Here is a 23683-nt window from a genome sequence, read left to right on the forward strand (position 1 = left end):
CTGCGCCGCCGCCCCGCGTCGCAAAACGCGCCCAAGGCCGCACCTGCCCCTTCACCAAAAGACAGTGGCCGGCACGCCGCGCAGCCCCCCCGCGTCAGTCCTCGAACAGCTCGCTCTGACCGGGCGCCTCGTCTTCGTCCTCGTCCGCGTCGCTGTTTCCCGGCAGCGGGATGGTCCCCAGCGGCGGGCGGTTGTCGAGCAGGCCGGCGGCGCGCAGCTCTTTCAGCCCCGGCAGGTCGCGGGCGCTTTCGAGGCCGAACTGGTCGAGGAACTCCTGCGTCACCACGAAGGTGATCGGGCGGCCCGGCGTCATCTTGCGACGGCCAAACCGGATCCACTCCATCTCGAGCAGCTGGTCGACGGTGCCGCGCGACACGCTGACCCCGCGGATCTCCTCGATCTCGGCGCGGGTGACCGGCTGGTGATAGGCGACGATCGCCAGCGTCTCGATCGCGGCACGGCTGAGCTTGCGGGTCTCGACCGTCTCCTTCTGCATCAGGAAGCCAAGGTCCGGCGCCGTGCGGATCGCCCAGGCATCGCCCACGCGCACGACCCGCACGCCGCGGCCCTCGTAATGCCGGCGCAGCTGCACCAGCGCCTCGGCCGGATCGGAGCCATGCGGCATCCGCGCCTCGAGCTCCCGTACCGTCACCGGCTCGGCGGAGGCGAAGAGGATCGCCTCGACCATGCGCTCCTGCTCGGCCATCGCCGGGGCTTCGAACAGGGTCTCGCGCGGCTTGGCGGCAGTGTCATCGCGCACGCCGTCCGAGGCCTCGGGCGCCGCGCCGTTCGGCTCTTCGTCGGCGTCCGGAGCGCCGCTTTCCTTGGCGTCAGTCTCGGTCATGGCGGCTCTCCCGTTTGCGCAGCTGGATCGGCGCGAAGGTCTCGGATTGGCGGATCTCGGCATGGCCTTCCTTCACCAGCTCGAGCGAGGCGGCGAAGGTGGCGGCGGTGGCCGAGCGCCACTTGACCGGATCGACCTCCCAGCCGTCGGGAAGCCAGGAGGAGATATCGGTCCATTGCCCGGCGAAGCCCAGCAGCCCGCGCATCCGGTCGAGCGCCTGCTCCATGGTGTAGACGCTCTCGCGGTCCATCACGAAGGGGCGGAACTCGTCCAGGGTGCGGATCCTTGCATAGCCCTGCATCAGGTCCATCAGCGTCGCCGTGTAGTGCACGCGGCGCACGCGCTCCATGTCCTCGGGCAGCCCACGGGCGAAGAAATCCCGCCCCAGCCTGTCGCGCGCCATCAGCCGCGCGGCGGCGTCGCGCATCGCCTGCAGCCGTTCGAGCTGGAACGCCAGATGCGCCGCCAGTTCCTCGCCCGAGGGGCCCTCGTCGGTGGGATCGGGCGGCAGCAACAGGCGCGATTTCAGGAAGGCGAGCCAGGCCGCCATGACGAGATAGTCGGCGGCCAGCTCGATGCGCAGCGCCTTGGCGCGGTCGACGAAGGCCAGATACTGCCGCGCCAGTTCGAGCACCGAGATCTTGCGCAGGTCGACCTTCTGGGTGCGCGACAGCGTCAGCAGCAAGTCCAGCGGCCCCTCGAAGCCGTCGACATCGACGATCAGCGCCTCGGCGGCAAGCCGCTCGGCGACGCTCAGCGTCTCGACGTTGGTGTCAAAATCCTCGTCTGACATCAGGCGGTCTCGGGCAGAAGCGCCTCACGCTCGGCAGCGAGCGCATCGATGTCAAGCGACGCAGGCGCCGTGCGTGCAAGAAGCGCCGCCTCGGCGCGGGCCTGTGCCTCCGGGCTCATCCGCCCGGCAACCTCCATCAGCGGCGCCATTTCGGCCATGTCGCCGTTGCAATGCAGCACGCAATCGCAGCCCGCTTCCAGCGCGGCGGCGCCACGCTCGGGCACGGTGCCCGAGAGCGCCTGCATCGAGACATCGTCGGTCATCAGGAAACCGGCAAAGCCGATCTCCTCGCGGATCAGGCGGATCATCGCGGGATCGACCGTTGCCGGCGCGGTATTGAGGCCCTCGAAGACCAGATGCGCGGTCATCCCGAGCGGCAGGTCGTGGAACGGGCGGAAGGCGGCGAAGTCGACCGCGTCGAGCTCGGCGCGTGGGGCGGAGATGCGCGGCAGGTCGAGATGGCTGTCGAGCTGCGCGAGACCATGGCCCGGCAGGTGCTTGATCACCGGCAGCACGCCGCCCTGCAGAAGGCCCTGCGCCACGGCGCGGCCGATCTCGGCCACACGGTCCGGCGTCTCGCCATAGCAGCGGTTGCGCAGGAAGGGATGCGTGGCAGTGCGGGCGACATCAAGCATCGGGGCGCAGTTGCCATCGATGCCGAGGTCGCGCAGCTCTAGTGCGGTGATCAGGAAGCGCAGCCGCATCGCCTCGGCGGCATTGGCGCCGAAACGGGCCACGTCGTCGAGCGGCGGCAGCCACTCAGTGGCCAGCGGCGGACGCAGGCGCTGCACCCGGCCACCTTCCTGGTCGATGAAGATCGGTGCATCGCGGCCCACGGCGTCGCGCAGCTCGGCGGTGAGAGCGCGGATCTGCGCGCGGCTCTCGAGGTTGCGCGCGAAAAGAATGAAGCCGAACGGGTCGGTCCGGGCGAAGAACTTGCGCTCTTCGGCTGAAAGACGCAGGCCCTCAGGGCCGAGGATCGCCGATCCGAAACGCTGGCCGCTCACCGCGTGGTCACCGGGATGCAGTCGGCGTTCTCGGCCACGAAGGCGGCGCAGAAGCGGCGGGCCTCGGAGAGATCGGCGAAGCCGTGGGCGCGCAGGCGGTAGAAGATCCGCCCGCCCGAGGTCGCACGTTCGATGACACGCGACTTGCCGTCCATGAACTCGCCGAAGCGCGCCGAGAAGCGCTTCCATTCGCTGCGCGCGGTCTCGGGGCTGTCATAGGCGCCGAGCTGCGCCAGTCGGGTGCCGGCGGGAAGCGAAGAGGGGTCGATTTCGCTGGGCCCCTGCTGGGCCTCGAGCGCCGCCGCCAGCGTCGCCTCGGGCGACGGGCCGGAGGTGTTGAGCGCGGCAGGCCGGCTGGACGGGCGCAGCGAGCGCACCAGCGCGCCCGGCGGACCGGACACGGCGGCGAGCTCTTCGGTGGCGAGCCCCTCGTCCTCGGCATCGGCGTCGCCGAGCGCGGTCTGCACCTCGGCATTCTCGCCGTCCTCGAGCGCGCTCAGCGGGCGCGCGTCGGCGGCGATCTGATCGGCCAGCGCGCGGATCATGTCGTCTTCGCTCATGGGCGCCGCGGTCTCGGCGGACGCGCCCTCTTCGGCCTCGCCCAGCCCGGCCTCGGCGATGCGCTCCTGCGCCTGCGGCTCGGGCGTCGGAAGCGCTGCCACCGGCAGATCCTCGTCGCTGAGGTCGGCCGGCTGAGGCGCAAGCAAAAGCTGGTCGGGAACCGGCGCCGCGAGGCCGGTGCCGGCGACGTCGTTCACCGCGAGGCCCTGATGATCGGCAAGCGTGCCGCCCGGGTCCTCCGGCGCGATGCGCATCGGGCCGTCCATGGCCTGCACCACGGGGATCCCGGTGACATCCCGCATCACAAGCTTGTAGCCCCAGACGCCGACGCCGGCGATCAGCGCAAGCGACACCAGCGCGCCGGCCCAGTTGGTCAGCGTCGCGATCCTGTTCCCGCTCGGCGCCTGCTCGTCCGCAGGCGCGTCATAGGTGAAATCCGCCATTCTGCCTCGCTGCCCCGCCGCTGCGGCCCTGCCGCGTCGCGGGTGTTCTGCTCTGCCCGTGCTCCCGGGGCGGCGCGGCGTTCTGGCTCAGCGCATTTCTTCCACCGGGGTCACGCCCAAGATACCAAGGCCCGCGGAAATGACAACCGCGACCGCCCGCGCCAGCGCGATTTTGCTCTGGCTCAGCGCGGCGTCGTCCTGAAGGAAGCGCAGCTCGGGCTCATCGTGGCCCTTGTTCCACAGCGCGTGCAGATCCGAGGCCAGTTCGTTGAGCCAGATGGCGACCTTGTGCGGCTCGTGCCCCTTGGCGGCGATCTCCACGAGGCGCGGCCATTCGGCGAGCTTCTTCATCAGGCCAAGCTCGGCCTCGTGGCTCAGCACCGAGACATCGGCATCGGCCAGCGCGGCATCGGACACGTCGACGCCGGCCTCGGTCGCCTTGCGCATCACCGAGCAGATCCGGGCATGGGCGTATTGCACGTAGAACACCGGGTTCTCTTTCGACTGCTCCACCGCCTTGGCGAAGTCGAAATCGAGCGAGGCGTCGTTCTTGCGCGTCAGCATGACGAAGCGGGTCACATCGGGCCCCACCTCCTCGACCACGTCGCGCAGGGTGACGAAGGTGCCGGCGCGCTTCGACATCTTGAACGGCTCGCCGTTCTTGAACAGCTTGACCAGCTGGATCAGCTTGACGTCGAGCGGGGTCTTGCCGTCCGAGAGCGCCGAGACCGCCGCCTTCATGCGCTTCACGTAGCCGCCGTGATCGGCGCCGAACACGTCGATGAGCTGGTCGTAGCCGCGGGTGATCTTGTCATAGTGATAGGCGATGTCGGGGGCGAAATAGGTCCACGCTCCGTCGGATTTCATGATCGGACGGTCGACATCGTCGCCATGCTCGGTCGACTTGAACAGGGTCTGCTCGCGCGGCTCCCAGTCCTCGGGGGTCTTGCCCTTGGGCGGCTCCAGCACGCCGCGATAGATCAGGCCCTTGTCCTTCAGGCTCTCGATGGCGGCCTCGATCTTGCCGGTGCCATAGAGGGATTTCTCCGAGAAGAAGTGATCCATCTTCACGCCCAGCAGACCGAGGTCCACGCGGATCAGCTCCAGCATCGCTTCGGTCGCGTGCTCGCGGATCGGCTCCAGCCACTCTTCTTCCGGCGCGCCGACATACTTGTCGCCGACCATCTTCTTGAGCGCCTCGCCCACCGGCTGAAGATATTCGCCGGGATAGGTGCCGTCGGGAAACTCGACCTCGTGTCCGTGCGCCTCGAGGTAACGCAGGTAGACCGAGCGGGCGAGCACGTCGACCTGCGCGCCGCCGTCGTTGATGTAGTATTCGCGGGTGACGTCGTAGCCGGCAAAATCCAGCAGGCTGGCCAGCGCGTCGCCGAACACCGCGCCGCGGGTATGGCCCACGTGCAGCGGGCCGGTCGGGTTGGCCGAGACATACTCGACATTGACCTTTGCGCCCTGCCCCATCTCGGAGCGGCCGAAATCGGTGCCGGAGGCCAGCACGGTCTGCGGCACGGTCTGCCAGATCGACGGCGCGAGCCGCAGGTTGAGGAAGCCCGGACCCGCCACCTCGGCGCTGTCGACGCGGTCGTCGGCGGCGATCTTCGCGGCCAGCGCCTCGGCGATGTCGCGCGGCTTGGCCTTGGCGGGCTTGGCCAGCACCATCGCGGCATTGGTCGCCATGTCGCCATGCAGCGGGTCTCGCGGCGGCTCCACCGTCACGGCGGCTGTGGCGAGGCCCTCGGGCAGCGCGCCCTCGGCCTGCAGCGCCTCGATCGCCTGCAGGACAAGCGCGCGAATATCGGTGAAGAGGTTCATGTCAGCGTCTCCATACGGTCGGCGTTCCCTCTACCACTTCGGCAGGCAGGGTCAAATGGCCTGCGCCGCACCCGCTGCACACCCCGCAAGAGGGGGCGCTGCCCCCGCCCGCGCTGTGCGCGGACTCCCCCGGGATATTTTCGGCCAGAAGAAGACAGGAGCGCTGCGCCCCTGTCTTCTCCCCCTGTCTTCTCCCCCTGTCTTCTCTTCGTCAAAAATACTCCCGCCGGAGGCAGGCCGACCATCGCGGCCGGGAGCGTGTCGTGGGAGCGGCGCGCGCGCTCAGCCGGCCTTCATGGTGTCCTGCCCGTTCTCGTCGCGGCGGTCGTCCTTGCGCTCCTGACGCTCGGGCGCGAGGAAGAGCAGCCGCGTGCCCTCGGTCTCCTTGACCTTGGTCTCGGGGCCGAGCAAGCGCAGCGTGCCGTTGGGGCCGAGATCGGCGACCGGCACCGCGTCGGGGTTGGTGTCGCGCCATTGCGCCAGCGGGAACTCCGCCGAGAGCTTGGTGACGCGGAACTCCCAGCCCTCGGCGAGACGCGCGCTGGCCTCGAAGAAGGTCTCGTCGGCGGCGAATTTCTGCCCCCCAAGCGTCGCCGGCAAGGCATGGCGGGCCGAGGTCTCGCGCATCCGCTTGAGCTGGAACACGTGCTCGCGGCCGAACTCGGGCGCGAGGTCGGTGGCGACCAGCGTGTTGTAGGCATCGTTGTCGGTGGCGGCGATGATCTTGTCATAGCTGACGAAATCGAGCTTGTGCTCGGCCGCCTCGGACAGGATGTCGCCCCAGAAGGTCTCGAGCCCCGCCTCGCGGGCACTGCGCAGATGGGCACGGTTCGGATCGGCCACCAGCACCGGCAGGTCGAGCTTCTTGAACGCCTGCCCCAGCGCCACCGACCAGCGCGAGCCGCCGACGATCATCACGCCCGGCGTCTCGGTGGCGGTCAGGCCCAAGAGCCGCGCCATCGGCGTCAGCGTGAAGCCGTGCAGCACCACCGTGGCCGCCACCAGCGCGAAGGCCAGCGGCGCGATGCGCTCGGCATCGTCCACGCCCAGCGAGGCGAGGCGCTCGCCGAAGAGGCCCGCCACCGCGACCAGCACCACGCCGCGCGGCCCGGTGAAGGCCACCAGCAGGCGCTCGCGCCACGGGATGTTCGAAAAACTCAGCGCCGTCAGCACCGGCAGCGGGCGCGCGATCAGGATCACCGCCGCCACGAACAGCGCCGCGCTCCAGTCCAGCGACATCAGCGTCTCGCGGGTCATGTTGGCGGCGAGCAGGATGAACACCCCCGAGACCAGCAGGATCGTGGCGTGCTCCTTGAAGCGGCGCAACTCCTCGTAGCTCGGCAGGTTGGCGTTGGCGATCCACAGGCCCATCACCGTGACCGCAAGCAGGCCGCTCTCGTGCAGGAGGCTGTCGGAGAGCGCGAAGACCCCCAGAAGCAGCACGAACAGCACCGGGACCTTCATGTATTCCGGCACCAGGGCATTGCGGAAGGCGCGCGCCAGCCCCCAGCCCCCAGCCGCCCCCAGCGCGATGGCCACCGCCACACCCAGCACCATCTGCAGTACCGCGTCGCCGGCGGTCTCGGCGTTGTTGAGAACGACCACCACCTCGAAGGCCAGCACCGCCGCAAGCGCGCCCACGGGGTCGTTGACGATGGCCTCCCATTGCAGCAGCGCCGCCGGGCGGCGCTTGAGCCGGGCCTGCCGCAGCAGCGGCGCGATCACCGTGGGGCCGGTGACGATCATGATGCCGCCGAACACCGCGGAGACCTCCCACGACAGCCCGGCGGCCCAGTGCAGCGCCGCCGTCGACGCCGCCCAGCCCAGCGGCCCGCCGACCAGAACCAGCCGCCGCACGCCGGTGGCTGCATCGCGGAGCGAGTGGAAGTTCAGCGTCATCCCGCCCTCGAAGAGGATGATCGCCACCGCGATGGCCAGCATCGGCTGCATCAGCCTGCCGAAATCCTCGGACGGGTTAAGCACGCCGAGCCCCGGCCCGATCGCAAGCCCCGCAACCAGCATCAGCACGATGGCCGGCAGCCTGAGGCGCCAGGCGAGCCATTGCGACCCGACGCCGAGCGCGCCAACCAGCGCAAATCCAATCACCGGGTCGAGACCCGCGGTTTCAGCCACTGCCATCGTCTTCCTTTCACTCGGACGCACCCGACCGGGTACACGCAAGGGCGCGCAGGCAGAGGCCTGCGCGCCGGACACCATCAGATGTGTCGAAAGGCGTTGCTGTCCAGTGAAACCGGCGCCGCGGCGTCGGCTCAGCGCACGTCGTGCAGGATGTCCACACCCATCAGCCGCGAATGGGCCTGCAAGGCGTAGCGGTCTGTCATGCCGGCGATGTAGTCGCAGACCAGCCGCGCCAGCGCGGTCTCGTCCTCGGCGGCGGCGATCTCGACATGCCAGCGCTCGGGCAGCAGCGACGGGTTCGCCATGAAGAGCGGAAACAGATCGTAGACCACCTGCGTGACCTTGGTGCGGATCTCCATCACCGAGGGCGCGCGGTACATGCGGCGGAACAGGAAGCTGCGGATCTCCTTGAGCTGCGCCCACATGTCATCGGAGAACGCGATCACCGGGCGGCCAAGGTCGCGGATCGCCTGCGGCCCGTCGGGGGCCGCGGCTTCGAGCCGGGCCCGGCTGGTGTCGATCACGTCCGAGACCATGTAGCCGAACACCCTCCGCAGCGCCTCGTGGCGGCGGCGATAGGCGTCGAGGCCGGGATAGAGCCGGTCGACCTCGGCATAGGCGGGGCCGATCAGCGCCAGCTCGGCGATCTCGGCCTCGGTGAACAGCCCGGCGCGCAGGCCGTCCTGCAAATCGTGGTTGTTGTAGGCGATGTCATCCGACAGCGCCGCCACCTGCGCCTCGCCGCTGGCATGAGTGTGCAGCTCGAGATCGTGGCGTGCGTTGTACTCGGCCAGCGTCACCGGAAGCGCCTCGCCCTCCTTCAGCGGCAGCAGCGGGCCGTTGTGCTTGGCGATGCCCTCGAGCGTGTCCCACGTCAGGTTGAGTCCGTCGAACTCGGCATAGTGACGCTCGAGCGAGGCCACGATGTGCAGCGCCTGCGCGTTGTGATCGAAGCCGCCATAGGGCGCCATCAGCTCGTGCAGCGCGTCCTCGCCGGTGTGGCCGAAGGGCGTGTGGCCCAGGTCATGCGCCAGCGCCACCGCCTCGGTGAGATCGGTGTTGAGCCCCAGCGCGTTCGACATGGTGCGCGCCACCTGCGCCACCTCGATCGAGTGCGTCAGCCGCGTGCGGAAGAAGTCGCCCTCGTGCTCGACGAAGACCTGGGTCTTGTGCTTGAGCCGTCGGAAGGCCGAGGAGTGAATGATACGATCCCGGTCGCGCTGGAAGCAGGAGCGGAACGCGCTCTCTTCCTCGGGCACGCGTCGCCCGCGTGCGTGCTGCGGATCGCAAGCGTAGATCGCCATGCGCGTTTGCCTTCATGTCTGTCGCGGGCCGGATCGTTTCGCCCGGTTGCCGCCTGTCCTTGGGATCCCTATATTCGACAAGTCCGCCAAGATAAACCGTTGGGAGTCTTGCCATGAATCTGCCCCCCAAAGTCACCGACCGTGCCTTTGCCCGCCTTCACGAGATCGGCGCCCATGCCCAGGGAAAGGCCCTGCGCGTGGCCATCGAGGGTGGTGGCTGCTCGGGCTTCCAGTACGAGATCAAGCTCGATGATCCGGCCGACGACGATCTGGTGCTCGAGGGCTCCGGCGAACAGGTGGTGATCGACGAGGTCTCGCTGCCGTTCCTCACCAATGCGGTGATCGATTTCTCCGAAGAGCTGATCGGCGCGCGCTTCGTGATCGAGAACCCGAACGCCACCAGCTCCTGCGGTTGCGGCACCAGCTTCTCGATGTGAGCGCATGTGACGACGCCTGAACGGCCCGTCACAACACATTGATGTATAAATGAAATACGAACCCCCGCGAGCCTCGCCCGCGGGGGTTTTCTTGTGTTTGCCGGTGCCCCGATCAGGTCAGTCGATGTCGAACACCACGCCCTGCGCCAGCGGCAGCTCGCGCGAATAGTTGATGGTGTTGGTGGCCCGCCGCATATAGGCGCGCCACGCGTCCGAGCCGCTCTCGCGGCCGCCGCCGGTCTCCTTCTCGCCCCCGAAGGCGCCGCCGATCTCGGCGCCCGAAGTGCCGATGTTGACGTTGGCGATGCCACAATCCGAGCCGCGCGCCGAGAGGAACAGCTCCATCTCGCGCAGGTCGGTGGTAAAGACCGACGACGACAGCCCGCCGCCCACCGCATTGTGCGCGTCGAGCGCGTCGTCGAACTCGGAATACTTCATCACGTAGAGAATCGGCGCGAAGGTCTCGCGCAGGACCGGACCGGCCTGTTCCGGCATCTCGACCAGCGCCGGCTTGACGTAATAGGCGCTCTCCGCCCCGACGCTTTCGCGTTCGCCGCCATGGACGCTGCCGCCCAGCGCCCGGGCCTCGTCCAGCGCTTCCTGCATCGCCTCGAAGGCGGTGCCGTCGATCAGCGGGCCAACGAGGGCCTGCGTCTCGAGCGGGTTGCCGACGGAGACCGAGGCATAGGCCTTTTTCAGCGCCGGCACGATCTGGTCATAGATGCTCTCATGCACGAAGAGCCGGCGCATGGTGGTGCAGCGCTGCCCGGCGGTGCCCATGGCGCCGAACGCGATGGCCCGCAGCGCCATGTCGAGATCCGCCGAGGGGCAGACGATGCCGGCGTTGTTGCCGCCCAGCTCGAGGATGCAGCGCCCGAAGCGCTCCGCCACGCGCGGGCCGACGATGCGGCCCATGCGGGTCGAGCCGGTGGCCGAGACCAGCGCCACCGAGGGGCTGTCTGTCAGCACCTCGCCCAGCGGCGGGCCGCCCACCAGCACCTGCGAAAGCCCCTCGGGCGCGTCGTCGCCGAAGCGTGCCACCGCGCGGTCGAACACCGCCTGACAGGCCAGCGCGGTCAGCGGGGTCTTCTCGGAGGGTTTCCAGACCACCGGATCGCCGCAGACCAGCGCCAGCGCCGCGTTCCAGCACCACGGCGCGCAGGGGAAGTTGAAGGCGGTGATGATGCCCACCACGCCCAGCGGGTGCCACGTCTCCATCATCCGGTGCCCGGGCCGCTCGGTGGCGATGGTCAGACCGTAGAGCTGGCGCGACAGGCCGACGGCGAAATCGCAGATGTCGATCATCTCCTGCACTTCGCCCGCGCCTTCCGAGGGCGACTTGCCCGCCTCGATCGACACCATGCGCCCGAGATCCTCCTTCGAGGCGCGCAGCTCTTCGGCGAAGAGGCGCACCAGCTCGCCCCGACGCGGGCCGGGCACCATGCGCCACTGGCGGAAGGCGCGCGCGGCACGGCTCACCGCCGCCTCGGCATCGGCAGAGCTGTGCGTGGCGAGCGTGGCCACGGCCTCGCCGGTGACCGGCGAGATCACCTCGAGGCCGCCGGACGCGTCGAGCGTCGTGGTGACGCCGCAGGCCTCAAGGGTGCGTGCGGTGAGGGCGGGAAGCGGTTCGGTGAGCATCGGGGAGAGTCTCCTTGGCGTGGCGAAAAGGGGTGCGTCGCAACGCACGGTTCCGGAACGCTACCATTGCACCGGCCCCTGCCCCAAACGACGAATGCAACTGCCCCCATGCGCGGCACGCATGGCGGTTCGGTTCATCGCCGGCGCAGGTCTTGTAATGAGGGTCTGCCCTCTCCTCTGTGGGGAGATCAGCGATACCGCGCAATATTGGGGCTCCCGGGACCGGCCCCGCCTGTCGGCGGTTGGCCCCCGCGCGTCCAGATTGACAAACCGCGCCCATCCCGGAACAAGCGAAGGATGCAGTCCACCCGCCTCGATCACAGAGATATCGCCATCCTCGCAACGCTCAGCCGCGAGGGCCGCATCGCCAAGACCGAGCTGGCGGCGCGGGTGAACCTGTCGCCCACCCCCTGTTGGGAGCGCATGAAGCGGCTCGAGAAGGCCGGCTACATCACCGGCTACCGGGCCGAGATCGACCTGGCCGCGCTTGGCCCGCATGTTCAGGTCTTCGTCACCGTCGAACTCGAAAGCCACAAGGCCGAGAGCTTCCAGCTCTTCGAGCGCACCGTCGCGCGGATGGATCAGGTCACCGGCTGCTGGGCCATCGGCGGCGGCTATGACTACTTGATGCAGGTGGTGACCACCGATGTCGCCACCTTTCAGGAGATGATGGACGGACTGCTGGAAAGCCGCGCCGGGGTGCGGCGCTACTACAGCTACATCGTGACCAAGCCGGTCAAGGCCGATCCCCCCGCCATGGGGCTTCTGCGCGGCGCCCCCTGAACACGGTGCCGGACGCGCAGCGGCATCCCCTGCGCGCGTATCGAGACCGCTCGCCTCCTTTGGACACTAGGGCATGCGCCCTGCCCGCCCGTCAGACCCACGGAACTCGCTCCCTGTCGAGGGACGGCTCCCCGAGACCGCTGAAGTCCCCCCTGGTGCGCTTACCAAGGCCAGATAACCCACCAGAGAATTCCTCTCCTCCTTCCGGCAAAACCCGAGAGAAACTTTCCTCCCGCCGACGCAACTCCGGAGAAATCCTCTCCCCGGCCTGAGGCACCCTGGCGACACTCAGGAGGTGTTGCCCATGACCGATCTCTCGAACAGCCCCACGCTCGGCCTCGCCGATCCCGCCCTCATGCCCAGTGCCGGCGATTTCCCCGGCGCGGGCCGTCTTGCCGTGCGCGATCCGGCCACCGGGCAGCTTGTCGCAAAGGTGGCGATAAGCGAAGCCGATGGCGCCCGCGCCGCCGTCGATGCCGCCGATGCCGCCTTCCCCGACTGGGCGCTGACCCTGCCGCAGGACCGCGCCGCGATCCTGCACCGCTGGCACGCCCTGATCGTCGCGGCCAAGGAAGACCTCGCCCGCATCATGACCGCCGAGCAGGGCAAGCCGATCAGCGAGGCCCGCGGCGAGATCGACTACGCCGCGAGCTTCGTGCAGTTCTACGCCGAGGAGGCCCTGCGCCCCAATATCGAGGGTGTCACCAGCCACCTGCCCGATGCCGAGATGGAACTCTGGCGCGAGCCGGTGGGCGTGGCCGCCCTCGTCACCCCGTGGAACTTCCCCTGCGCGATGATCACCCGCAAAGCCGCCGCGGCGCTCGCCGCCGGCTGCACCGTTGTCATCCACCCCTCTGCCGAAACCCCGCTCTCGGCGCTGGCGCTGGCCGAGCTGGCCCGCCGCGCGGGCTTCCCCGAGGGCGTAATCAACACGGTGATCGGCGACGCCGCCGCCATCGTCGGCGAATGGACCGCCGACACTCGCGTGCGGGCGCTCTCGTTCACCGGCTCGACCGAGATCGGACGACTGCTCTACCGTCAGTCCGCCGACACGGTGAAGCGGCTGGTGCTCGAGCTTGGCGGCCACGCGCCGTTCATCGTCTTCGACGACGCCGATCTCGATCGGGCGGTCACCGAGGCGGTGAAGGCCAAGTTCGCCACGTCCGGGCAGGACTGCCTCGGCGCCAACCGGTTCTACATTCAGCGCGCGGTCTATGACGACTTCTGCGCCCGCTTCACCACGGCGGTGGAGGCGCTCACCATGGGGCACGGCATCGACGACCCTGAGATCGGCCCGCTGATCCACGAGCGCGCCATCGAGAAGCAGCAATCCCAGGTCGCCGACGCGCTGGCCAAGGGCGCCAGCCTGCGCGCCGGTGGCAAGGTCTCCGAGAGCCACGGCCCGCTGTTCTTTGAACCGACCGTGCTGGCAGATGTGCCCGACAGCGCCGCGATCATGTCGGAGGAAAACTTCGGCCCCGTCGCGCCACTCGCCGTGTTCGACGACGAGGCCGAGGTGATCGCCCGCGCCAACGCCACCGAATACGGGCTCGTCGCCTACGTGCACAGCCTCGACCCGCGCCGCATCTACCGCCTCACCCGGGCGCTGCAGTTCGGCATGGTCGCGGTCAACCGTACCAAGGTCACCGGGGCCCCGATCCCCTTCGGCGGCACCAAGCAATCCGGGCTTGGCCGTGAGGGCGCCCGCCAGGGCCTCGAGGCCTTCACCGACATCAAATACGTCTGCCGCGACTGGGGCTGAACCCCGCGCGCCTGAAGAACACCAAGAAGGAACGATCTATGCTGACGAATGACCAACTGGGCAAGTGGGACCGCGAGAGCTTTTTCCACCCCTCCACCCATCTCGGCCAGTTCGCCCGCGGCGAGGCGCCCCAGCGCATCGTCACCGGCGGCGAAGGCGTCTACATCACCGACCGTGACGGCAACCGCCTGCTCGACGGCTTTGCCGGGCTCTACTGCGTGAACGTGGGCTATGGCCGCACCCAGATTTCCGAAGCGATCGCCAAGCAGGCGCACGAGCTGGCCTATTACCACGCCTATGCCGGCCACGGCTCCGAGGCCTCGATCACCCTGGCCAAGATGGTGATGGACCGGGCGCCCGATCACATGGCGCGGGTATATTTCGGGCTTGGCGGCTCGGATGCCAACGAGACCAACATCAAGCTGGTCTGGTACTACAACAACATCCTCGGCCGCCCCGAGAAGAAGAAGATCATCTCGCGCTGGCGCGGCTATCACGGCTCCGGGCTGATGACCGGCTCGCTCACCGGGCTCGAGCTGTTCCACAAGAAGTTCGACCTGCCGCTGGCGCAGGTGGTGCACACCGAGGCGCCCTACTACTACCGCCGCCCCGAGGGCATCGAGACCGAGGCAGCGTTCGTGTCTCATTGCGTGGCCAAGCTCGAGGAGCTGATCGCCGCCGAGGGCGCCGACACCATCGCCGCCTTCATCGGCGAGCCGGTGCTGGGCACCGGGGGCATCGTGCCGCCGCCCGAGGGCTACTGGCCAGCAATCCAGGAGGTGCTCGACCGCCACGACATCCTGCTCATCGCCGACGAGGTGGTGACCGGTTTCGGGCGGCTCGGCTCGATGTTCGGCTCGGATCACTACGGGATGAAGCCCGATCTCATCACCTCGGCCAAGGGTCTGACCTCGGCCTACGCCCCGCTCTCGGCCACCATCGTGGGCCAGCGCATGTGGGATGTGCTGTGCCAGGGCACCGACGAGTACGGCGTCCTGGGCCATGGCTGGACCTACTCGGCCCACCCGATCGGCGCCGCCGCCGGGATCGCCAACCTGCAGCTCATCGACGAGCTGAACCTCGTGCAGAACGCCGCCGAAACCGGGCGCTACCTGACCGAGACCATGCGTGACGCCCTCGGCGATCATGCGCATGTCGGCGAGGTGCGTGGCGAAGGGATGCTCTGCGCGGTGGAGCTGGTGCAGGACCGCGACGCGCGGCGCTTCTTCGACGCCTCCGAGGGCAAGGGCGCCAAGGTCGTGGCTGCCATGCTCGAGCGCGGCGTGATCGCCCGCGCCATGCCGCAGGGCGACATCCTCGGCTTCGCCCCGCCGCTCTGCCTGAGCCGCGCCGAGGCCGACGAGATCGTCTCGGTTACCCGCGACGCGGTGACCAGCGTGCTCGGCTGACACACACGGGGCCCCCGGCCAACGGGGCCCCCACTTGCGCGGCGCGGTCGGGAGGGGCACAAGGGCCGCGCCGCAACCTTCGGAGTGCCCCCATGAAGACCTGCATCGCGACCTCCGATTTCTTCGTCCCGGGCGAGACCTTCATCAACCGCCATATCGCGCATATCTTCGGCGGAGAGACCTGCGTGCTCACCGGGCGCTTCAACGGCACCGACCCGCTCGGCAAGCCGATCTTCGAGCGCCGCGCACCGCTCTCGACCGCCGACCGCCTGCGCGCGCCCTTGGCCATGGGCTGGAACGCGCTGACCGAGAGCACCGGCCGCCTGCCCTTCGGCGACAACAAGGCCCGCCTGCGCGACTGGCTTCGCGACCAGCAGGTCGAGGTGATCCTCGCCGAGTTCGGCACCCAGGCCCTCGTCGTGGCGAAGCTTGCGCAGGCGATGGACCTGCCCTGCTTCACCTATTTCCGCGGCACCGATGCCAGCTTCGCGCTGCGCTCGAACAAGACCGTGCGGGCCTACAGGCACATGATGCCGCGGCTCGCCGGCGTGTTCTCGGTGTCGCAGTTCCTGCTCGACAACCTCGCCCGCCACGGCGTGACGCATCCCAACGCCCACGTGGTGCCCTCGGGCGTCGACATCCGCCGCTTCACGCCGGGCGAGAAGACCCCGGGCTCCTTCCTCGCAGTGGGCCGCATGGTCGAGAAGAAGGCCCCCCAGGTGACGCTGCGCGCCTTCGCGACCGCCGCCAGGGGGCGGGACGCGCATCTGACCTTCATCGGCGACGGCCCCCTGCTCGAGACCTGCAAGACGATGGCGAAAGAGCTCGGCGTCGGCCACCAGGTCACCTTCACCGGCGCGCTGCCGCATGACGCGGTGCGCCAGCACCTCGTGGGCACCGAGATCTTCCTGCAGCACTCGGTCACCGCCAAGAACGGCAACACCGAGGGCCTGCCCACCGCGATCCAAGAGGCGCTCGCCTGCGGCTGCATCACGCTCTCGACGATCCATGCCGGCATCCCCGAGGCGGTGGAGGACGGCGTCAACGGGCTGCTGGTGCCCGAATGGGATGAAGCGGGTTTCGCCGACCGCATCGCGCAGCTTCTCGACATGGAGGACCGCTCCGCCATGACCCGCGCCGCCCGCGACACCGCCGTGGCCCGCTTCGACAACGCGGTGCTGCTGGAGAAGGTCGAGCGCGTCATCCGGGGCACCCTCGCCTGAGATCGCTTTCCGTGCCGCCCTCCCGGCCGCGGAGTTCTGCCTGCCTCCGGCGGGGATATTTCTGGCCAGAAGAAGACGAGGGCGCCTCGCCTGACCGGCAACGCGGTCGAAAGATCCGTCGGAGCTCGCAGCGAGGGGCAAACCGGCCGGACCTGAGCGCTTGCGCGTCGATCAGGCGGGACGTGGTTGAAGACGTTCGGTCTTTTTCAGAACCACTCGAATTCCTCATCTCTGTCAGTTTCACTCTCGTCCGGGTCTGCCGCGCGTTCGGCGCGGTTTGACCCGAAGGTTCCGCAGATGTCATCGTGCAGATCGCGCTCCTCGGGGACGGAATAAAGCGTCCGCATCCAGTCGGCGGCTTCCGACGCCCGAGGCTCGCGGTAGAGGTCTTTCGGATCGGCCTCTGCGCAGGCGCTGCCGAGCTGGGCGGCAAGCTCCCGGACCCGATCGACCAATGGGACCTGCACCTCCATTTGGTCGGCACAGGCGCCAAACGCCGCGGCGCTGGCCGGTCCGGTCTGGAGCAGGGCGTCCACCCCGCCCGAGAGCGCCTCCCAGACGTGGAGCACCTGGGTCAGACCGTCGAGATCGTCGCGGATGGCGTCAAGGTCCGCTGAAAGCGCCTGCTGATCCTGCGTATCCGAGATCGAGGCAACGATGTCGGACAGAATGTCGATCACTTCGAGACGCTGCTTCAGGCATCGTATGATCAGCTCGGCAATCTCGTGCGTGACGTAGTTCATTGCGCTGCCACCCCGGATCGCACTCCGGCTCAGCAACGAGACGTTCAAGCTGCCAAACTTCATCTCCTCGTCAAGGACGGCCTGACGATCCAGCGTGCCTTTGACATCCTGGACGATCGCGCCCATCGCCCTGAGACGGTCTTGCACCGTCCGGCGGTGTGCCTCACCCGCATAGAGCGCCGACAGGCTGCGCGCGCTGAGGTCCTTGATCGGAAGGAACCGCGCCGACAAGGTTGTGTCCGACTTCAGGTCCTGCCCCATGGTCAGCAGGGTCCCGGTGTCGGCGCGAAGTGCGCGCAGGTCGCCGGGAAGCGTGGCCAGTTCCCGGCTCAGCGCATCGGCCGCCGCGTAGAGTTGGCGCACCCCGATGATGCCGATCAGCAGTCTGGCTGACGGGGGCGTCCCGGTGCCGGGCCCAAAGGTGCGCGAGGCTTCGATCACGTGCTCGAGACGCTGCCGGACACTGTCGCCGATCTGCAGCGACGCCAAGGTCCGGTTCATCCGTTCGCCGACCTGCCCGGCAACGTCATGAACGCGGCGCGCCGGGGCCTGCGCCTTGGCGAGATCGCCCGCCACCCCGCGGCCGAGCTGGGTAAGCCGGTCGCCGATCCCTGCAAGACGTTGCAGACCGGCTGAGGCATGGGTTTCCTGCGCGGTCTTGAGAGACACCAATTGCAGTTTCAGCTCCCCGACCAGCGTCCTGAGATCCTGGAGGCCGGTAAAGCTCTTGAGCGAGAGTGACTTGATCTGCGCCGAGAAGTTCGAGCGACCGGCGAGCTCGGACTCGGCTTCCACGACGCTGGCGGTGCTAGAGAAGATTTCCAGCGTCCGGATCAGCTCCCGCAGGTGGTGCATCGGCGCCTCCACGCCCGATATGTCCGATATCATCCGCTCCAGTTTCCGAAGGCTTTCGGTGTCCCTCGTTTCGGCGTCCGCCAGCCGTGCGGCCAGCCGCCCGAGAACCTGTGGAAGATCCTGGTCGATGCAGGATTGCAGCCCCTCCTCGTAGGATCGCAGCGCGGCGATCATTTTGACGAGTCCCTCGCGCCCCGAGATCAGCGCCTCCACGGCCTCTGAGAAGGCGCCTTCGATCGCGTCGATTTCGGCCTGAAGCGCCGTAAGGGCGTCGTGCTGAGCGACCGGTCGGGCAAGAGGATTTGGCATAAGGCATTGATCGCATGGCATAGTCCGGGTGCGCGCCCTCCTGTCGCAGAGAGCATCGAAGACGCCCCAGAGCTATCGGACGCGGCTTAAAGAAGGGTTAGTCCGGGCCAGATTTTTCCTGCGCGGCTTGACGGTTTGTAAACCTCCCCCGGTCTAACCAAGGTCCAGTCGGTTCAAGTCAAGGTGGCACGGTTGCCCTATGTGATTTCTGACATCGAGGATGCGCGGCAGGGTCTGATCGGACTTCTGAGCCACGAGACCTGCCGGATCGACCTGAGGGATGTTGCAGAGATCGACACGGCTGGCGCGCAACTCATCGCCGCTGCCCTCAACTCGGCCCGCGCACACGGCAAGGACGTCGCCCTCGTCATGGCACCGGGCAGCCAGCCAGAGGCACTCTGGCGGGGCCTCGCCCTCGATCGGCTGTGCCAGCCACACACCAGCGAAATGGAGAGCCCGGGTGCCCAGACCGATACTTGTCGTTGACGATTCCGATTCTGTTCGGCGGTTGATTTCCTCGACCCTGCGTCTTGCCGGCTATGACACGGTCGAGGCCCCCGATGGTCAGGCGGCCCTTGGCCTGGCGCGAAGTGCGGTCCCCCGGGCCGTCATCACGGACCAAAACATGCCCAACCTCGATGGGATCGGGTTCATCCGCGCCTTTCGCAAGATGCCGGGCAGTGCGGGCGTGCCAGTGATTTTTCTCTCCACCGAGAACGCCGCCGCCCTCAAGCAGACGGCGCGCGAGGCCGGGGCGATCGGTTGGATGACCAAGCCGTTCGACGACAAGAAATTGCTAAGCGTCGTGAAGAAGGTTCTGGGCTGATGAGTGAGGAAACCGATCCGCTGTTCCTGATTGAGGCGCAACACCTGACGGAATCGCTTGAGGCGACCCTACTGGACCTGAAGGCCAACCCCACGGACAAGTCCCTGATCGACAGCGCCTTTCGAGATCTGCATACGCTCAAGGGCAGCGGGGCCATGTTCGGCCAGATCGCGATGTCGCAATTCCTCCACGACTTCGAAACCGCGTTCGAGGCGGTGCGTGAAGGAACGCTTAAGGTGACCCCGCAGCTCATCGAGATCGCCCTTTCGGCGCGCGACCACGTGGTGGACCTGTTGGCAGGCGGGTCGACCGAACCGGGCGCGCTGCTTCTGGGCAGGCTGGCTGCCCTTGTCTCGGGAGATCGCGAGGCGGAGGCCCAAGATCCGGGCTGGATCATGTCGTTCCGGCTTGCTCCGGACACGCTCACGCTTGGCGGACGACCCGAAGCGATCCTCGCAGAATTTCGCGCCATGGGTGCCAGCAACATTGCCCCGATCCTTGATGATCTGCCACCGCTCGAAAAGATGGCGCCGGCGGAGCTGCACATCGGATGGCGGATGGATCTGCCCGGCGAGATCACCGAGGACGACATTCGCGATGTCTTTCTGTTCAACGAGGAGGGACTCGACCTGAACCTCAAGCCTGCTGGGGCCGCGGGTGCGGAGGAGGACGCCGATATCTCCCGCGGCGATGTCTCGTCCGCCATGGCAGCCCCTCCCGCCGAAGCCACCCGGACGTCGCCCCCTACCAGCGAGCGGTCCATGATGCGGGTGCCCGCCGAACGGCTGGACGAGATGATGGACAGGGTCGGTGAACTGGTCATCGCCGAGGCGCGCCTGGCCGAGCTTGCAGCCAGATCCCGCGATCCGCAACTGGTGGCGGTTGCCGAAGACATCGAGCGCCTGGCCTCCGGGATGCGCGAGACGACGATGTCAATCCGCATGACCCCCATCGAGACAATCACCGGCCGCTTCCGACGGCTGGTTCACGATCTCACCGGTACGCTGGGCAAACCCATTACCCTTGAGATCGAGGGCCAGGACACGGAACTCGACAAGACGGTGATCGAAAAGCTCTCCGATCCCCTCATGCACCTGATCCGAAACGCGGCCGACCACGGGCTGGAGACCGCCGAGCAACGTCGTGCCATGGGCAAGCCGGAGCATGGCACCATCCGGCTGTCGGCGCGCTATTCCGGCGCAGAGGTGATCATTTCGCTCTCCGATGACGGGCGCGGCCTCGAACTGGAAAAGATCCGCGCCCGGGCAGAAGACCGCGGCCTGATCGGACCGGACACAAATCTGGACGATGACGACGTCCGTGCCCTGATCCTCCAGCCCGGCTTCTCCACCGCAGACGCGGTCACCGAACTCAGTGGGCGCGGTGTTGGGATGGACGTGGTCAAGCGGACCATCGAGCAATTGCGCGGCAGGATCGACGTTGACAGCGAACCCGGCCATGGCACCCGGATCGACATGCGCCTCCCGTTGACCCTGGCGATCATCGACGGCCTCCTCGTCGAGATCGCGGACGAGCGGTATGCCATCCCTCTTGCGGCCGTCGAACACATCATCGAGTTGCCGGACGATGAGGTCGGAGACGCGCGGACGACGCGGTTTCTCAATATCCGTGACCAGCTCGTGCCGTACCTGCGGATGCGCGATCTGCTTGCCAGCAAGGGCGTGCCTGGCCCTCACCAGAAGGTGGTCGTCGTCACTGCCGCCGGCCTGCGGGTGGGGCTCACGGTGGACCGCATCATCGGGTCGTCGCAAACCGTCATCAAGCAGCTCTCGCCGCTGCATGCCGCGCTCAAGATGTTCTCCGGGGCCACCGTGCTCGGCAATGGATCGGTCGCTTTGATCCTCGACATCCCCCAGCTCGTGTCCTTCGGGCAAACCCTCGACAGCAGGGAGGCCGCGTGATGTCCGACGGGACCCAAAGAGCGCAGCAGGCGAGCAGGGGCGCGAGTGCGCCTCCGCTGAAACGTTGGGACATGGTGACCTTTCGCCTCGGCGGCGAGCTTCTTGCGATCGAGACCAACGTCTTGCGAACCGTGATCGAGCCGGGCGAGGTCACCCGGGTCCCGAACGCGCCGCCTTTCGCGGCGGGCCTGCTGAACGTGCGCGGCGCCGTGGTGCCGCTCACCGACCTGCGCATTCCGCTTCGAATGCCGCAAAACGACGTGAACGAAGACACCCGGATCCTCGTCCTTGATCTCCCACTCGCCGACACGCCCTCCGTCGTGGGGGTGCTGGCGGAACAGGTCCACGAAGTGACCAAGGTGACGTCCGCCAGCCTCGAGGACGTTCCCGCCGTCGGCGCAAGCTGGCCTCGCCACTACGTCCGGGCGGTCGGCCGACAGGGTGAGCGCTTCTTCATCATCCCCGATCTTGGTGCGATCTTCGCGGGTTATCTCGCCGAAATCGACCACCCCGTTCATCAATCGTGCTGAGGTTCCAAAATGCGAATGACATTGAAACTGAAACTTTCCGTGACCCTTGCCGTCATCGTCATGAGCTCGATCTTCGCCTCCGCGATCGCCCTGAACAAGCTGTCGGGGATGCAGGCGCGCATGGAGGGTGTGATCAATAACGACGCCGAACGTATCAAACTCGGCACGGAACTGGGTCGTGAACAGCTGCGCGTGCAGCGCGACGTGCGGGAATATCTCCTTGTGGAGAGCCCTGTCACACGCAGGGACATCGTCGACGGGATGGATCAGGCTCGGAACCGGCACGACCGGTATCTCAGAAGCCTCCGCGAGATCGCGACCGCAGACGGGAACGCGTCTCTCGATCAGTACGATTCCGTCCTGGAACAAATCCGGTCGGTCAACGAACGTGCGATGGCAATGGCCGATGACGGTGACAGCCTCAGAGCCTTTCGCCTCCTGAACACCGAGGGCCAGACCGCCTGGGAGAAGATGGAGGCGCAGGTCGAGTCGATTCTGCTGGCCAACCAGAAGAGCCTCGATCAGTCCGCCGCCGCAGCCTCAGCGAGCTACACTGCCGCTCGCACCCAGACCATCGCGATGATGATCGGCATCGCGGCGGTCTCTATCTTCGCCGGTTTGTGGATTGTCATGACGCTGTCGAGGGGGCTGGCCCGCGCGAGCAACCTGAGCCGCAAGGTCGCCGACGGCGATTTGACGGACACGGCGAAAGTGACCTCGAACGACGAGATCGGCGACCTGCTCAGATCGATGAACCAGATGACCGCGAACCTCCGCCGGGTGGTGGGCGAGGTGACCGGCGGCGCCGGTCAGGTCGCCTCCGGATCAGCCCAGATGGCCTCGACCGCCGAACAGCTCAGCCAGGGCGCGACCGAACAGGCCTCGTCGACGGAAGAAGCGTCCAGCTCGGTCGAGCAGATGACGGCGAACATCAAGCAAACCGCCGACAATGCCGGCCAGACAGAGGAAATCGCTCGAAAGTCCGCCGCGGACGCGCGCGAGAGCGGCACGGCAGTGGCAGAGGCCGTCGAGGCGATGAAAACCATCGCGGAGAGGATCATGGTGGTGCAGGAGATCGCCCGCCAGACCGATCTGCTCGCCCTGAACGCGGCGGTCGAGGCGGCCCGCGCCGGAGAGCATGGCCGCGGCTTCGCAGTCGTCGCCTCCGAAGTCCGCAAGCTGGCCGAACGCAGCCAGACGGCCGCCGGAGAAATCTCGTCTTTGTCCGGCAATACGGTTCGCGCGGCGGAAGAGGCAGGCAAGATGCTGGACGGGCTCGTGCCGGATATCGAGAAAACCTCGGACCTCGTGGCGCAGATCAGCAGCGCCAGCCGGGAACTGGCATCGGGTGCGACCCAGGTCAATCTTGCCATCCAGCAGCTCGACAAGGTGACACAGGAAAACACCTCGGCCTCCGAGGAAATGTCGGCCACCGCCGAGGAGCTTTCCGGTCAGTCCGAAAGCTTGCGCGCCGCGATTTCCTACTTCCGGACCGAGGCCCACGCAGGCGCGCAGCCCGTCGCGACCGAGGTGCGGCGCCCTGCGGCCTCGACACCCAAGCGAACCCCGGGCAAGCTTGCGGGTGGTGGGTTCGACTTTGACCTGTCTGGCGGCGAGGATGAACTCGATGCCGAGTTCATGCGTGCCTCCCGCAGCGCGGCCTGAGGACCGGGACATGACACGCGCAGACACCGTCGTGACCTTCGCCGTGGCCGGTTCCCTGTTCGCGGTCGAGGTCGGGATCGTACGGGAAATCCTCTCGGCGCAGGCGCCCTCCCGCCTGCCCGGTTCGCCCCCCCACCTTCTGGGGCTCATCGATGTGCGGGGTGCCTCGGTGCCTCTCGTGGATCTGTGCCGGTTGCTCGGCGAGGTGCCAGAGGCGGACGACGACGACACCCGCATCATGGTGCTGACGATCGAAGGGCAGACCCGGGATCATACGCTCGCCTTGCGCGTCGATCGTGTGATCGAGGTCTGCGGCCTCGACAACGACGGCGAGGTCCTGCCCGTAGCGGAGGCCGAGATGGTGTCTTGGGATCCTCGGGTCCTGCACGGCATCGGCCGCCGCGAGGGAGGAATCGTGGCAATGCTCAACATCCTCGCCGTCTTCGACACCTCGGACCTCACCGCTCTGCATCGAAGCGCAGATCCGTCTGAAGCTCTGACATGCGCCCCCTGACCAGATCCGCGCCGCAAACCGATTACCGGGCCAGATTCAGGGATCTCGTCTTTTCTGAGACCGGGATCCGGATGCCTGCGAACAAGGACCACCTCATCGTCACTCGACTGCGCAGGCGCTTGCTTGAGGGCGGGTTCTCCGAC

At 67.6% G+C, this 23683-nt stretch carries 20 protein-coding genes; 11 read left to right on the top strand and 9 right to left on the bottom strand.

Annotation, left to right across the window (positions count from 1 at the left end; all coding sequences use genetic code 11):
- Positions 1-94 precede the first annotated feature (94 nt).
- The 7 genes from scpB to LCM15_RS19495 form a co-directional block, all read right to left on the bottom strand.
- Positions 95-706, bottom strand: a complete 612-nt coding sequence (gene scpB, locus LCM15_RS19465; RefSeq protein WP_224859497.1) for an SMC-Scp complex subunit ScpB — start codon at positions 704-706, stop codon at positions 95-97.
- 124 nt (positions 707-830) lie between these two features.
- Entirely contained in the window at positions 831-1637 is an 807-nt protein-coding gene (locus tag LCM15_RS19470) for a segregation and condensation protein A (RefSeq protein WP_224859373.1), read from the bottom strand.
- Positions 1637-2644 (bottom strand): glycoside hydrolase family 3 N-terminal domain-containing protein, encoded by a 1008-nt coding sequence (locus tag LCM15_RS19475; protein WP_224859375.1) that lies wholly within the window; start codon positions 2642-2644, stop codon positions 1637-1639. Before LCM15_RS19475 ends, LCM15_RS19470 begins: the two co-directional genes overlap by 1 nt.
- The gene (locus LCM15_RS19480; RefSeq protein WP_224859377.1) at positions 2641-3648 is read right to left on the bottom strand and encodes an SPOR domain-containing protein; all 1008 of its coding nucleotides are present in this window, start codon (positions 3646-3648) and stop codon (positions 2641-2643) included. The genes LCM15_RS19475 and LCM15_RS19480 overlap by 4 nt, the downstream gene beginning before the upstream one ends.
- Positions 3649-3735: 87 nt before the next feature.
- Positions 3736-5478, bottom strand: coding sequence for an arginine--tRNA ligase (gene argS, locus LCM15_RS19485; protein ID WP_224859379.1), 1743 nt, complete (start codon positions 5476-5478; stop codon positions 3736-3738).
- A gap of 282 nt (positions 5479-5760) precedes the next feature.
- Positions 5761-7617, bottom strand: coding sequence for a cation:proton antiporter (locus LCM15_RS19490; protein ID WP_224859381.1), 1857 nt, complete (start codon positions 7615-7617; stop codon positions 5761-5763).
- A gap of 131 nt (positions 7618-7748) precedes the next feature.
- Complete coding sequence (locus LCM15_RS19495) at positions 7749-8921, bottom strand: deoxyguanosinetriphosphate triphosphohydrolase (protein WP_224859383.1); 1173 nt, start codon at positions 8919-8921, stop codon at positions 7749-7751.
- Between the two features lie 113 nt (positions 8922-9034).
- On the opposite strand from LCM15_RS19495, the gene LCM15_RS19500 reads away from it, so the two are divergent.
- Entirely contained in the window at positions 9035-9358 is a 324-nt protein-coding gene (locus LCM15_RS19500) for a HesB/IscA family protein (protein ID WP_007800910.1), read from the top strand.
- 117 nt (positions 9359-9475) lie between these two features.
- Here LCM15_RS19500 and LCM15_RS19505 read toward each other — a convergent pair whose 3' ends face one another.
- Positions 9476-10999 carry an aldehyde dehydrogenase family protein gene (locus LCM15_RS19505; RefSeq protein ID WP_224859385.1) on the bottom strand — a complete coding sequence of 508 codons (1524 nt, stop codon included), beginning with the start codon at positions 10997-10999 and terminating at the stop codon, positions 9476-9478.
- A 297-nt stretch (positions 11000-11296) separates the two neighbouring features.
- On the opposite strand from LCM15_RS19505, the gene LCM15_RS19510 reads away from it, so the two are divergent.
- From LCM15_RS19510 to LCM15_RS19525, 4 genes are all read left to right on the top strand, one after another.
- Positions 11297-11782 carry an Lrp/AsnC family transcriptional regulator gene (locus tag LCM15_RS19510; RefSeq protein ID WP_224859387.1) on the top strand — a complete coding sequence of 162 codons (486 nt, stop codon included), beginning with the start codon at positions 11297-11299 and terminating at the stop codon, positions 11780-11782.
- Positions 11783-12086: 304 nt separating this feature from the next.
- On the top strand, positions 12087-13544 hold the full coding sequence (locus LCM15_RS19515) for an NAD-dependent succinate-semialdehyde dehydrogenase (protein ID WP_224859389.1): 1458 nt from the start codon (positions 12087-12089) through the stop codon (positions 13542-13544).
- Positions 13545-13582: 38 nt separating this feature from the next.
- A complete protein-coding gene (locus LCM15_RS19520; RefSeq protein WP_224859391.1) occupies positions 13583-14953 on the top strand; it encodes an aspartate aminotransferase family protein in 1371 nt (456 codons plus the stop codon).
- Positions 14954-15045: 92 nt separating this feature from the next.
- Positions 15046-16176 (top strand): glycosyltransferase, encoded by a 1131-nt coding sequence (locus LCM15_RS19525; protein ID WP_224859392.1) that lies wholly within the window; start codon positions 15046-15048, stop codon positions 16174-16176.
- Positions 16177-16382: 206 nt separating this feature from the next.
- On the opposite strand, the gene LCM15_RS19530 is transcribed toward LCM15_RS19525, so the two are convergent.
- Positions 16383-18083 (bottom strand): hypothetical protein, encoded by a 1701-nt coding sequence (locus LCM15_RS19530; RefSeq protein WP_224859394.1) that lies wholly within the window; start codon positions 18081-18083, stop codon positions 16383-16385.
- Between the two features lie 201 nt (positions 18084-18284).
- Between LCM15_RS19530 and LCM15_RS19535 the strand changes: the two genes are divergently transcribed.
- Genes LCM15_RS19535 through LCM15_RS19560 form a run of 6 tightly spaced genes read left to right on the top strand, consistent with a single transcriptional unit; the run spans position 18285 to position 23540 of the window.
- The gene (locus tag LCM15_RS19535; protein WP_224859499.1) at positions 18285-18569 is read left to right on the top strand and encodes a lipid asymmetry maintenance protein MlaB; all 285 of its coding nucleotides are present in this window, start codon (positions 18285-18287) and stop codon (positions 18567-18569) included.
- Positions 18544-18909 (top strand): response regulator, encoded by a 366-nt coding sequence (locus LCM15_RS19540; RefSeq protein WP_224859396.1) that lies wholly within the window; start codon positions 18544-18546, stop codon positions 18907-18909. Before LCM15_RS19535 ends, LCM15_RS19540 begins: the two co-directional genes overlap by 26 nt.
- Positions 18909-20831, top strand: coding sequence for a chemotaxis protein CheA (locus LCM15_RS19545; protein WP_224859398.1), 1923 nt, complete (start codon positions 18909-18911; stop codon positions 20829-20831). The genes LCM15_RS19540 and LCM15_RS19545 overlap by 1 nt, the downstream gene beginning before the upstream one ends.
- Positions 20831-21361 (top strand): chemotaxis protein CheW, encoded by a 531-nt coding sequence (locus LCM15_RS19550; RefSeq protein WP_224859399.1) that lies wholly within the window; start codon positions 20831-20833, stop codon positions 21359-21361. Before LCM15_RS19545 ends, LCM15_RS19550 begins: the two co-directional genes overlap by 1 nt.
- A 15-nt stretch (positions 21362-21376) precedes the next feature.
- The gene (locus LCM15_RS19555; protein ID WP_263619729.1) at positions 21377-23026 is read left to right on the top strand and encodes a methyl-accepting chemotaxis protein; all 1650 of its coding nucleotides are present in this window, start codon (positions 21377-21379) and stop codon (positions 23024-23026) included.
- Between the two features lie 10 nt (positions 23027-23036).
- Positions 23037-23540 carry a chemotaxis protein CheW gene (locus LCM15_RS19560; protein WP_224859403.1) on the top strand — a complete coding sequence of 168 codons (504 nt, stop codon included), beginning with the start codon at positions 23037-23039 and terminating at the stop codon, positions 23538-23540.
- The last annotated feature ends 143 nt before the right edge of the window (positions 23541-23683 follow it).

The sequence above is a fragment of the Salipiger bermudensis genome (genome assembly GCF_020171625.1).
GTDB lineage: Bacteria > Pseudomonadota > Alphaproteobacteria > Rhodobacterales > Rhodobacteraceae > Salipiger > Salipiger bermudensis_B.